This is a genomic window from Massilia sp. LjRoot122, from assembly GCF_964252725.1.
In the GTDB taxonomy this organism is placed as follows: domain Bacteria; phylum Pseudomonadota; class Gammaproteobacteria; order Burkholderiales; family Burkholderiaceae_D; genus Telluria.
Map to the genome: position 1 here is coordinate 1,651,807 of NZ_CAXUPB020000001.1, position 11,702 is coordinate 1,663,508.

The 11,702-nt window shown below is 64.6% G+C and carries 11 protein-coding genes; 7 read left to right on the forward strand and 4 right to left on the reverse strand.

Annotated features, from left to right (window positions below; all coding sequences use genetic code 11):
• Positions 1–2: 2 nt before the first annotated feature.
• The 3 genes from ACSQ25_RS07250 to ACSQ25_RS07260 are packed head-to-tail and all read right to left on the reverse strand — an operon-like array spanning position 3 to position 2,061.
• The gene (locus ACSQ25_RS07250) at positions 3–818 is read right to left on the reverse strand and encodes a DUF4198 domain-containing protein (RefSeq protein ID WP_436105037.1); all 816 of its coding nucleotides are present in this window, start codon (positions 816–818) and stop codon (positions 3–5) included.
• Positions 819–835: 17 nt separating this feature from the next.
• A complete protein-coding gene (locus tag ACSQ25_RS07255) occupies positions 836–1,339 on the reverse strand; it encodes a DUF2271 domain-containing protein (RefSeq protein ID WP_436105038.1) in 504 nt (167 codons plus the stop codon).
• A 47-nt stretch (positions 1,340–1,386) separates the two neighbouring features.
• Entirely contained in the window at positions 1,387–2,061 is a 675-nt protein-coding gene (locus ACSQ25_RS07260) for a PepSY-associated TM helix domain-containing protein (RefSeq protein ID WP_436105039.1), read from the reverse strand.
• Between the two features lie 288 nt (positions 2,062–2,349).
• Here ACSQ25_RS07260 and ACSQ25_RS07265 point away from each other — a divergent pair, with 288 nt between their 5' ends.
• The 6 genes from ACSQ25_RS07265 to ACSQ25_RS07290 all read left to right on the forward strand — a co-directional run bounded on the left by ACSQ25_RS07265 (position 2,350) and on the right by ACSQ25_RS07290 (position 10,410).
• On the forward strand, positions 2,350–5,205 hold the full coding sequence (locus ACSQ25_RS07265; protein ID WP_436105040.1) for a 2-oxoglutarate dehydrogenase E1 component: 2,856 nt from the start codon (positions 2,350–2,352) through the stop codon (positions 5,203–5,205).
• Positions 5,206–5,274: 69 nt separating this feature from the next.
• Complete coding sequence (gene odhB, locus ACSQ25_RS07270; RefSeq protein ID WP_436105041.1) at positions 5,275–6,528, forward strand: 2-oxoglutarate dehydrogenase complex dihydrolipoyllysine-residue succinyltransferase; 1,254 nt, start codon at positions 5,275–5,277, stop codon at positions 6,526–6,528.
• Positions 6,529–6,622: 94 nt separating this feature from the next.
• On the forward strand, positions 6,623–6,985 hold the full coding sequence (locus tag ACSQ25_RS07275) for a PspC domain-containing protein (protein WP_436105042.1): 363 nt from the start codon (positions 6,623–6,625) through the stop codon (positions 6,983–6,985).
• Between the two features lie 15 nt (positions 6,986–7,000).
• Positions 7,001–8,434, forward strand: coding sequence for a dihydrolipoyl dehydrogenase (gene lpdA / locus ACSQ25_RS07280; protein WP_436105043.1), 1,434 nt, complete (start codon positions 7,001–7,003; stop codon positions 8,432–8,434).
• A 181-nt stretch (positions 8,435–8,615) separates the two neighbouring features.
• A complete protein-coding gene (zapE, locus tag ACSQ25_RS07285) occupies positions 8,616–9,713 on the forward strand; it encodes a cell division protein ZapE (protein WP_436105044.1) in 1,098 nt (365 codons plus the stop codon).
• Between the two features lie 13 nt (positions 9,714–9,726).
• Positions 9,727–10,410, forward strand: a complete 684-nt coding sequence (locus ACSQ25_RS07290) for a hypothetical protein (RefSeq protein ID WP_436105045.1) — start codon at positions 9,727–9,729, stop codon at positions 10,408–10,410.
• Positions 10,411–10,436: 26 nt separating this feature from the next.
• Here the strand turns inward: ACSQ25_RS07290 and ACSQ25_RS07295 are convergent, their stop codons facing one another.
• Positions 10,437–11,243, reverse strand: coding sequence for a PP2C family protein-serine/threonine phosphatase (locus ACSQ25_RS07295; protein WP_436105046.1), 807 nt, complete (start codon positions 11,241–11,243; stop codon positions 10,437–10,439).
• 188 nt (positions 11,244–11,431) lie between these two features.
• Between ACSQ25_RS07295 and ACSQ25_RS07300 the strand changes: the two genes are divergently transcribed.
• Entirely contained in the window at positions 11,432–11,632 is a 201-nt protein-coding gene (locus tag ACSQ25_RS07300) for a YdcH family protein (protein WP_027867157.1), read from the forward strand.
• Positions 11,633–11,702 lie beyond the last annotated feature (70 nt).

Sequence of the window (11,702 nt, forward strand, 5' to 3'; positions counted from 1 at the left end):
GCTTACTCCGGCAGGATCTCGAAGGTGGCCGAATAGGCGTAGCGGCGCGAACCCGGCTCGCCCGGGCCCTTCGGCTGCTCGACCGGGTACTTGGCGCTCAGCCAGTAGCGGTTCGGCGCCGGCAGGGTGAAGCTGGCTTCGCCCTTGGCATCGGTGTTCAGGCGGATCTCGTTGATGGTGCCGCGGAACTTGACGCCGGCCGGCACCAGGCTGAACGGGAAGTTGGCGAGCGGCTTGCCGTCGAGCTGGAAGCGGAACTTCGCGGTCTCGCCGGCACGCAGGTCGTTCGGGTGGGTGACCGGCACCAGTTCCAGGCCTTCGCCGCTCGGCTTCAGGGCGCCGGTGGACAGCTTGTTGGCCGTGACGAAGGTTTCCATGCGGGTGTGGGTGGTCGACTTCTGCACCTCGAGGGCGCCGGCCGGGATCTCCTTCGCGACGCTCTGCTCGGTGCCGCGGAAGCGTTTTACTTCGCCATTCAGCTTGTAGCTGCCCATGACGTTGTTGTTGACCATGGCGATGCGGTAGGTGCCGTCCTTCGGCAGGCGCAGGTCGAGCGTGCTGCGCAGCTTGCCCAGCACCGCGCCGGTGGCGGCCTGGGTGGCGCCGTCCGGATCGGTCACGCTGACGTTCTCCATACGCAGCGGCACGTGGTCGAATTCGAACAGGCCTTCCGAGATGGCGCCGTCGATGGTGACCCAGGCTTCTTCCTTCTCGACGAAGGTGGTGCTGGGCAGCATCCAGCCGCGGTGGGCGCTGGCGGCGAGGGAGACGCCGGCCAGGGCCAGGGTCAGGACGGTCTTCTTGACGAGGTGGTTCATCGTGGTCTCCGGGTGTCTTATTTGAGTGCGATCGATACGGCGCCGAGTTCTTCCTTGCCGGTGGCATTCGCCGCCAGCTTGCCCTTGGCCGGCAGCGTGAAGGGCACGCGCACCAGTTCGCGGCCGCCCGCTTCGCGCGCTGCTTCCACCACCAGCTTGTAGTCGCCGGCCGGCAGCTTGTCCGTCGCGCCCTTGAAGTCCATGCTGTGGGTGCCGGCCGCCTTGGTGGCGCCGCTCAGGCCGTCCACCGGCAGGCTGATGTCCTTGCCGCCCTTGCGCCACCAGGTGCGCAGGTCCTTGATCCACTTCTCGCCGGCCTTGTCCTTCTTCTTGACGTCGTACAGCAGGGCCAGGTTGGACGCGACCGCCCCGTCGCCTTTCTCGATCCAGATCGCGACGTAGGGCTTGTGGTATTCCGCCACCTGCAACTGCGGCAGTTCGAACTTCACGGACAGGTCGGCGGCCACGGCCCAGCCGGAGGCCAGCGGCAGGGTCAGAGCGAGCGAGTGGGACAGTTTCATTGGATCGCCTTATATATACTAGAGTGATTAGAAGTAAAGCTTATGAATCAATGCACGAACAGGAGTGCGATCACGGCCGGCAGCACGATGCCGAAGCCGATCACCGGCCAGGTCGAGGGCCGGTTGGCCGCGTGGTATTTCAGGATCAGGAAGCCGGTGAGGCAAAAAATCACGCAGGCGATCGCGAAGATGTCGATGAACCAGCTCCACACGGTGCCGGTGTTGCGGCCCTTGTGCATGTCGTTCAGCCAGGAGATCCAGCCGCGCGAGGTCGACTCGTATTCGGCCGCGCCGTCCGCCGCGATGCGCAGCCAGGCGTCGCCACCGGGGCGGGGCAGGGCGATGTAGGCGTCTTCCTCGCTCCACTCGGCGCGCTTGCCGCGCACGTCGACCGGGAAGGAAGCGTTGGCCCAGTCCGCGATCTCGCTCGGCAGCGGCACTTCGGCGTCGGCGTGGCTGGCGGCGTAGCGTTCGAGCTGAACGCGCAGCGGCTCCGGCAAGCTGGCTTTCAGGCGCGTCACTTCCGGCTTGGCTTCGATGTGGGCCGCATGGTTCAGGGTGAATCCGGTAAAGCTGAACAGCAGCATCGCCATCAGGCAAATTGCCGAACTGATCCAGTGCCACTTGTGCAGCTGTTTCAGATACACGGCGCGGCGTGCGCCCGGCAGGGCTGTGGGTGCCGTAGCGGAAGGCGCGGAAGTGGTCGGTCCAGTTGAGCTCATCCTTAAATGATAACGATTATCATTTACGTGGTCAACGGTGATGGTGCTTTACAAATAGAAATAAATAATTGTTGGCCGCAGGGGCCGCTTTGCGCTAGCGCATGCGTTACAATATCGTGCGTTAAAAGGCAGAATACTTGCCTTGAGGCATGTATTTGCAGTACCAGATTTTCGTCCTTCCCCCACAACTTGAGAAGTAAGTGCGATCCGCTAACCGGTCAGGCCGTGTCGCGGAAGGTTAGACTAACCCGCCCCATACTCGCGAAGCGCGAAGAAAGGTGAGCAAGAATGATGCAGCAACAGAATGCGAACTCGTACCTGTTCGGCGGTAATGCGCCCTACGTGGAAGAGTTATACGAAGCGTACCTGAACAATCCGGGATCGGTCCCGGAAAACTGGCGCGCCTATTTCGACCAGATGCAGCACGTACCAGCCGTGGACGGTTCCAACCGCCCCGACGTGGTGCACTCGTCGGTCGTCGCCTCGTTCGCCGAACGCGCGAAGCAGGGCCCGATCCGCACCGTCAGCGCCAGCACCGACCCGGAAATGGGCCGCAAGCGCGTGGCCGTCACCCAGCTGATCGCCGCCTACCGCTACCTCGGTTCGCGCTGGGCCAACCTCGACCCGCTGCAGCGCCAGGAACGTCCGCCGCTGCCGGAACTCGATCCGGCCTTCTACGGCTTCACCGAAGCGGACCTCGACACCGTCTTCAACATCAGCAATACCTACTTCGGCAAGGAAACCGCGCCCCTGCGCGACATCCTGAACTGGTTGCGTGACACCTACTGCCGTTCGATCGGCGCTGAGTTCATGTACATCAGCGATCCGACCGAAAAGCGCTGGCTGCAGGAACGCCTGGAGTCGATCCGCTCGACCCCGGTCTTCAACGCCGAAAAGAAAAAGCACATCCTCGAGCGCCTGACCGCGGCCGAAGGCCTGGAACGCTACCTCCACACCAAGTACGTCGGCGCCAAGCGTTTCTCGCTGGAAGGCGGCGAGTCCTTCATCGCCTCGATCGACGAAGTCATCCAGCGCGCCGGTGAAAAAGGCGTGCAGGAAATCGTCATCGGCATGGCCCACCGCGGCCGCCTGAACGTGCTGGTCAACACCCTGGGCAAGAGCCCGGCCGACCTGTTCGAAGAATTCGAAGGCAAGCACGCCGACGACCTGCCTGCGGGCGACGTCAAATACCACCAGGGCTTCTCGAGCGACATCTCGACCCCGGGCGGCCCGGTCCACCTGTCGCTGGCCTTCAACCCGTCCCACCTCGAGATCGTCAACCCGGTCGTCGAAGGTTCGGTCAAGGCGCGCATGGAACGCCGCGGCGACCGCAAGGGCAAGGAAGTGCTGCCGATCCTGGTGCACGGCGACGCCGCTTTCGCCGGCCAGGGCGTGGTCATGGAAACCCTGAACCTGGCCCAGACCCGCGGCTACGGCACCGGCGGTACCGTCCACATCGTCATCAACAACCAGATCGGCTTCACCACCTCGGACCCGCGCGACGCCCGTTCGACCATCTACTGCTCGGACGTCGTCAAGATGATCGAAGCACCGGTGCTGCACGTGAACGCGGATGATCCGGAAGCGGTCGTGATGGCCTCGCAGATCGCGATGGACTACCGCACCGAGTTCGGCAAGGACGTGGTCGTGGACATCGTCTGCTACCGCAAGCTGGGCCACAACGAGCAGGACACCCCTGCGCTCACCCAGCCGCTGATGTACAAGAAGATCGCCAAGCACCCGGGCACCCGCAAGCTGTACGCGGAGAAGCTGGCTGCCCAGGGCACCATCCCGGCGGACGGCGGCGACACCCTGGTTGCCGAGTACCGCAACGCGATGGACGCCGGCAAGCACACGGTCGACCCGGTGCTGACCAACTTCAAGAACAAGTACGCCGTCGACTGGGCGCCGTTCCTGAACAAGAAGTGGACCGACGCCTGCGACACCTCGGTGCCGATGACCGAGCTGAAGCGCCTGGCCGAACGCATCACCAAGGTGCCGGAAAACTTCAAGCCGCACTCGCTGGTCGAGAAGGTCCTGAACGACCGCGCCACCATGGGCCGCGGCGAGATGAACCTCGACTGGGGCATGGGCGAGCACCTGGCCTTCGCTTCGCTGCTGTCCTCGGGTTATGCGATCCGCCTGTCGGGCCAGGATGCTGGCCGCGGCACCTTCGTGCACCGCCACGCCGTGCTGCACGACCAGAACCGCGAGCGCTGGGACCAGGGCATCTACCTGCCGCTGGCCAATGTCTCGGACAACCAGGCCAACTTCACCGTGATCGACTCGGTGCTGTCGGAAGAAGCGGTGCTCGGCTTCGAGTACGGCTACTCGACCGCCGAACCGAACACCCTGACCATCTGGGAAGCCCAGTTCGGCGACTTCGTCAACGGTGCCCAGGTCGTCATCGACCAGTTCATCGCCTCGGGCGAAGTGAAGTGGGGCCGTGCCTCGGGTCTCGTCATGATGCTGCCGCACGGCTATGAAGGCCAGGGTCCGGAGCACTCGTCGGCACGTATCGAGCGCTTCCTGCAGCTGTGCGCCGACAACAACATGCAAGTGGTGCAGCCGACCACGGCTGCCCAGATCTTCCACCTGCTGCGCCGCCAGATGGTGCGCCAGTTCCGCAAGCCGCTGGTGATCTTCACGCCGAAGTCGCTGCTGCGTAACAAGGACGCCGGCTCGGCGCTGACCGAACTGGCCAAGGGCGGTTTCCAGACCGTCATCGGCGAAGTGGACGAGAAGATCGACGCATCGAAGGTCAAGCGTGTGCAGGTCTGCTCGGGCAAGGTCTACTACGACCTGGCCGGCGCCCGCAAGACCCGTGGCGCCAACGATGTCGCGATCATCCGTATCGAACAGATGTATCCGTTCCCGCACAAGTCGTTCGCGGCCGAACTCAAGAAGTTCCCGAACGCGACCGAAGTGGTGTGGGTGCAGGACGAGCCGCAGAACCAGGGTCCGTGGTTCCAGATCCAGCACAACATCTTCGAAAGCATGGAAGATGGCCAGCGCCTGGCGTACGCCGGCCGCGCGGCGTCTGCTTCCCCGGCGGTCGGCTATGCCGACAAGCACGTGGCGCAGCAGAAGGAACTGCTGGAAACCGCGTTCTCCAAGCTCAAGGGTTTCATCCTCACCAAATAAGAAAAACACTGCCCCGGGCTTCGGCCTGGGGCGTTTGCATACAGAATACATAAACGGAGCTACATCAAAATGGCACAAATCGAAGTCAAGGTCCCCGTCCTGTCGGAATCGGTCGCTGAAGCAACCCTGCTGTCCTGGCACAAGAAAGTCGGCGAGCAAGTCTCGCGCGACGAGAACATGATCGACATCGAGACCGACAAGGTGGTCCTGGAACTGCCGGCCCCGAGCCAAGGCGTGATCGTCCAGCTGCTGAAGGCCGACGGCGCGACCGTGGTGGCAGGCGAAGTCATCGCCATCATCGATACCGAAGCCTCGGCACAGACCAGCCCGATCCCAGTGAAGGCCGTCCCTTCGGCAGCCCCGAACGCACCGATCGAAGCCGCACCAGCTGCAGCCACCACCGGCTCGAAGGGCGACGTCGCCATGCCGGCCGCCGCCAAGATCCTGGCTGACAACAACATGAGCGCCGCGGATGCCACCGGCACCGGCCGCGACGGCCGCGTGACCAAGGGCGACGCCCTGGCCGCAGTCGCCAACAAGCCAGCCGCCGCAGCCGCACCGGCTCCTGCAGCCGCGAAGCCGGCCCTGCAGCAAATCGCCGCGCCGGTCGCCAACCTGGGCGACCGTCCGGAAGAGCGCGTGCCGATGAGCCGCCTGCGCGCCCGTATCGCCGAGCGCCTGCTGCAGTCGCAGCAGACCAACGCCATCCTGACCACCTTCAACGAGGTGAACATGGCGCCGGTCATGGAACTGCGCAACAAGTACAAGGACAAGTTCGAGAAAGAGCACGGCGTCAAGCTGGGCTTCATGTCCTTCTTCGTCAAGGCCGCCGTCGCCGCACTGAAGAAGTACCCGATCCTGAACGCCTCGGTCGACGGTAACGACATCGTCTACCACGGCTACTTCGACATCGGTATCGCCGTCGGTTCGCCGCGCGGCCTGGTGGTGCCGATCCTGCGCAACGCCGACCAGATGTCGATCGCCGAGATCGAGAAGAAGATCGGTGAATTCGGCCAGAAAGCCAAGGACGGCAAGCTGACCCTGGAAGACCTGTCGGGCGGTACCTTCTCGATCTCGAACGGCGGCGTGTTCGGTTCGATGCTGTCGACCCCGATCATCAACCCGCCGCAGTCGGCGATCCTGGGCGTGCACGCGACCAAGGACCGCGCCGTGGTGGAAAACGGCCAGATCGTGATCCGTCCGATGAACTACCTGGCAATGTCGTACGACCACCGCATCATCGACGGCCGCGAAGCCGTGCTGGGCCTGGTGGCCATGAAGGACGCGCTGGAAGATCCGGCCCGCCTGCTGCTCGACCTGTAATCGGCGGCATGTAGTGCAGTGCGGACATGTCTATCAAGGCATGTCCGCTGACACAGCAGCGCGGGCATGCCCGCGAAAACGAGTGAGGACTGCCATGATCTCCGATGAAATCCGACGTTTGCACGAGTTGCACCAGGCCGGCGCGCTGAGCGACGCCGAGTTCGAGCAGGCCAAGGCGAAGGTCCTGGCGGGCGAGCGGATCAATCTGGAGAAGGACGGTAGCGGCGCCGGCACCGGCGGCTTCACCCGGCAGGGCAGCGACTTCGAAACGAGATTGCGCAGCCTGCGCCGTTTGCGCGGCGACCGCTGGCTGGCCGGCGTCTGTTCCGGCCTCGGCGTCACCTTCGGCATGGATGCCTGGGTCTGGCGCCTGATCTTCGCGCTCCTGACCGTGGTGACCTCGGGCCTCGGCGCCGTGGTGTATCTGCTGATGTGGATCTTTGTCCCAGAAGAATAAATAAGGAAGCTATTCATGAGTAACGAGAAACAATTCGACGTCGTCGTGATCGGCGGCGGTCCTGGCGGCTACATCGCTGCCATCCGTGCAGCGCAGCTGGGCTTCAAGACCGCCTGCATCGACGAGTGGAGCAACGCGGCCGGCAAGCCGGCCCCGGGCGGCACCTGCACCAACGTCGGCTGCATCCCGTCGAAGGCCCTGCTGCAGTCGTCGGAACACTTCGAGCACGCCGGCCACGCCTTTGCCGACCACGGCATCAAGGTCGGCGGCCTGGAGCTCGACCTGCCGACCATGCTCAAGCGCAAGGACACCATCGTCAAGCAGAACAACGACGGCATCCTGTTCCTGTTCAAGAAGAACAAGGTCACTTTCTTCCACGGCCGCGGCGCCTTCGCCGGCAAGGCTGAGGGCGGATACACCATCAACGTGACGGGTCCGACCACCGACACCATCACTGCCAAGAACGTGGTCGTCGCGACCGGTTCGAACGCACGCCAGCTGCCGGGCGCGGAATTCGACGAGAAGCTGATCCTGTCGAACGCCGGCGCACTGGCGATCGAGGCCGTGCCGGGTAAGCTCGGCGTGATCGGCGCCGGCGTCATCGGCCTGGAAATGGGTTCGGTGTGGCGCCGCGTCGGTGCCGACGTCACCGTGCTGGAAGGTCTGCCGACCTTCCTGGGCGCGGTCGACGAGCAGATCGCCAAGGAAGCGCACAAGCTGTTCACCAAGCAGGGCCTGAAGATCAACCTGGGCTGCAAGATCGGCAAGATCACCAAGGGCGACAACAGCGTCACCGTGGAATACGCGGATTCGACCGGCGCCGAGCAGACCGCCACCTTCGATCGCCTGATCATCTCGATCGGCCGCGTGCCGAACACCCACGGCCTCGGCATCGAGACCGTGGGCCTGCAGCTGGACGAGCGCGGCTTCGTGGTCGTGGACGACGAGTGCCGCACCAGCCTGCCGGGCGTGTGGGCGGTGGGCGACGTCGTGCGCGGCCCGATGCTGGCGCACAAGGCGGAAGAAGAGGGCGTCGCGGTTGCCGAGCGCATCGCCGGCCAGCATGGCCACGTCAACTTCAACACCATCCCCTGGGTCATCTACACCTCGCCGGAAATCGCCTGGGTCGGCAAGACCGAGCAGCAGCTGAAGGCCGAAGGCGTGTCCTACAAGGCCGGCACCTTCCCGTTCATGGCCAACGGCCGTGCGCGCGCGCTGGGCGATACCTCGGGCATGGTCAAGTTCCTGGCCGATGCAGTCACCGATGAAATCCTGGGCGTGCACATCGTCGGCCCGGTCGCCTCGGAGCTGATCTCGGAAGCCGTCGTGGCGATGGAGTTCAAGGCCTCGTCGGAAGACATCGCCCGCATCTGCCACGCACACCCCTCGCTGTCGGAAGCCGTGAAGGAAGCGGCGCTGGCGGTGGACAAGCGTTCGCTGAACTTCTAAGCACAGAGTCGCATTCGTAGGGTGGGCGGGTCTCCCGCCCACGCGTTCAAACCACGTGTCGTGGCCCGCTCCGTGGCGTGCAACCGTGCGTTGACCGCGTGGGCGGGGAACCCGCCCACCCTACGTTAACGGCCTCATGCACGCGGCGCTACATTCGCCCGTGCCACGTAAGAGCATCAATATGAACGTCCAAGAGTATTACCAGCACGCGCTGACCGAGCGCGGCTTCAAGTCCGATCCGGCCCAGCAGGCCGCGGTCGACCGCCTGCAGCAGGCGTACGACGACTGGGTCCAGTACAAGGCCCAGCGGTCGTCCGCTTTCAAGCGCCTCATCAACCGCCCGGACGTGCCGAAGGGCGTCTACATGTGGGGCGGGGTGGGGCGCGGCAAGTCCTTCCTGATGGACTCCTTCTATTCGGTGGTGCCGGTGGTGCGCAAGACGCGCCTGCACTTCCACGAATTCATGCGCGCCGTGCACGGCCAATTGGATGAACTGAAAGGCGTCGCCGACCCGCTCGACGAAGTCGCCAAGCGCATCGCCAGGAAGTATCGCCTGATCTGCTTCGACGAATTCCACGTCTCCGATATCGCCGACGCGATGATCCTGTACAACCTGCTCAAGGCCTTGTTCGACAACGGCGTGAGCTTCGTGATGACCTCGAACTACGAGCCGTCCACCTTGTACCCGGACGGCCTGCACCGCGACCGCATGCTGCCGACCATCGCGCTGCTCAAGGAAAAGCTCGACGTCCTCAACGTGGATGCCGGCAACGACTACCGCAAGCGCGCGCTCGAGCAGGTCGAGGCCTATTACACGCCGCTCGACGCCAAGTCCGACCACCAGCTGCGCGAGGCCTACGCCAAGGTGGCCGACACCGCCGACGAGAACCCGATCGTCCACATCGAGAACCGCGAGATCCGCGCCTTGCGCCGCGCCGGCGGCGTGATCTGGTTCGACTTCGCCACCCTGTGCGGCGGGCCGCGTTCGCAGAACGACTACCTGGAACTGGCGTCGCGCTTCCACACCGTGATTTTGTCGGGCATTCCCGCCATGTCGGCCGGACAGTCGTCGGAAGCGCGCCGCTTCACCTGGCTGGTCGACGTGTTCTACGACCACAAGGTCAAGCTGATCATGTCGGCCGCGGTCGAGCCGGAAGAGCTGTACACCCAGGGTATGCTGGCGAACGAATTCCACCGGACCGTCTCGCGTATCATTGAAATGCAGTCGCGCGAGTACATGCTCGCCGAGCGCCGCGGCGCGGCCGACGCCATCGCCTGATCGAAAGGACACCATGACGAGTCATCCAGTAGTGCGCATCTTTGCGGCAGCCGCGCTTGCGGCAGCCTTGTCGGCCTGCGCCAGCGTCGAGCCGGGGCCCGCGGTGGCGACGGTCGACCCGACCACCTCGGTGGCGCAGGCCGATGCCCGGCTGGCGGCGGTCGCCGCCGAGCGCGCCGCCATCGAGGCGCGCTATGCCGAGCGCGAAGCAGTGTGCTACGACAAATTCTTCGTGAATCACTGCCTGGACGAAGCCAAGGAACGCCGCCGCGTGGCCCTGAGCGCCCAGCGCAACATCGAGATCGAAGCCGAGCGCTTCAAGCGCCGCGTGAAGGTCGAGGAGCGCGACCGCGAGATCGCCGCTGCGGAAGCCGAGTACAAGGCCGAGGAAGCCCGCCTGGCGGCCGAACCGCCGCCGGCCCCGCGCGAGACCACGGCCCTGCCGCCGCCGAAGCCGTCCCCGGCCGCTTCGCGCATGGCGCGCCGCAATGCCAAGGCCGCGGAAGAAGCCGCCCGCGCGCCGGAAGAGGCGGCGAAGGCGGCCGCGAACGCGCGTGAGTTCGAAGCGCGCAAGCGCAGGTCGGAGCAGAAGCAGAAAGAGGTCGCCCAGCGCGTCGCGGAGCGTGAGGCGAAAGCGGCGGCGCGCAAGGCGGAGGAAGAGCAGGCGAAGGCGGCGGTGCCGGCGGTAACGAAGTAAGGCTGCTCACGCAGCCTTCGGCGTGGTCAGACCGTCCGCGCCAGCTTCCCCGCCAGGCCGTCCTGGGCCGGCTTCACCAGTTTCACGATCGCCATCGAGCAGTTGCCGCCCTTGCCTTGCGAGCGTTCTCCTGCCTTGTTGATCAGCATCTCCGAGGCCTGGCGCGGGGTGGCCCTGGCGGTTGCCGCCGCCAGTTCGGCGTCGGTGAAGAAGTGCCACAAGCCGTCCGAGGCCAGCAGGAACACATCTCCCGGCGCCAGCCCGTCATGGCTGCCGATGGTCACGAACGGTTCCTTGCGGCTGTTGCCCATCACATTGAGCAGCAGTTTCGACTTGCGGTGGTTCTTTGCCGCTTCCTCGGGCAGGCGGTCGCTGGACATGAGGTGCTGCACATAGGCCGCATCGTTAGTGCGCGCCAGGCACTTGCCGTCCTTGAAGTGGTAGAGCCGCGAGTCGCCCACGTGGCCCCATACGGCCTCGCCATGCGGGCCGAGGACCAGCCCGACGAAGCTCGCATGCACCTCCGCCTGCTCGCTTGCCCCAGCCATCATGGCGTTCATCTTGATGACCATGTGGGTCTCGGTGACGATGTCCCGCAGCAGCTGGCCGAGCCGCTCGGGGCTGGGGCGGTCGCCCGGCTTGAATTCGTCGAAGACCTGGCGCGCCGTATGCAGCACCTGGTCCGACCCGCCGGGTCCGGCGATGCCGTCCGACAGCAGCGCCAGCACGTAGCCGGGCGCGCGGGCGCCGCTCAAGAGGGCGACGCGGTCGTTCTGCATGGGGCGGTTCCCGATGTGCTGGCCGGTCCCGGCTTCGATCTTGTATGTTGTCATAAACCTTTATTTCCGTAGCGCCTGTGCCAATCTTTGTTGGCGGCAACCTCAGCGTAGATTAAACTATGCACCGAGATGCCGTGGTGTTGCAAGCCGAACACAAGCGGCCGCCATCAGGCGGCGCCCGCCGCCGTCTCCAGCATCACGCCCCGCAAACGCTTTCTACAGAACTGTTTGGAACAGCAACCATGACCGACGTCCAGGACATCCAGCGCCGCATCATCGAACTCGACGTGGAGCATCGCGACCTCGATGCCGTCATTTCGATGCTGGCCGCGGACGGCCATGCCGACCAGCTCCAGCTGCGCCGTTTGAAAAAGCGTAAGCTGCAGCTCAAGGATCATATTACGCTGCTGAAGATGCAACTGGTGCCCGATATTCCGGCGTAGGCTTTTTAGAAATAAGTATTTTGACCGACCATCTCCCTGTTCCAGGCGTCACTGCCGAGCCGGCGGAGTC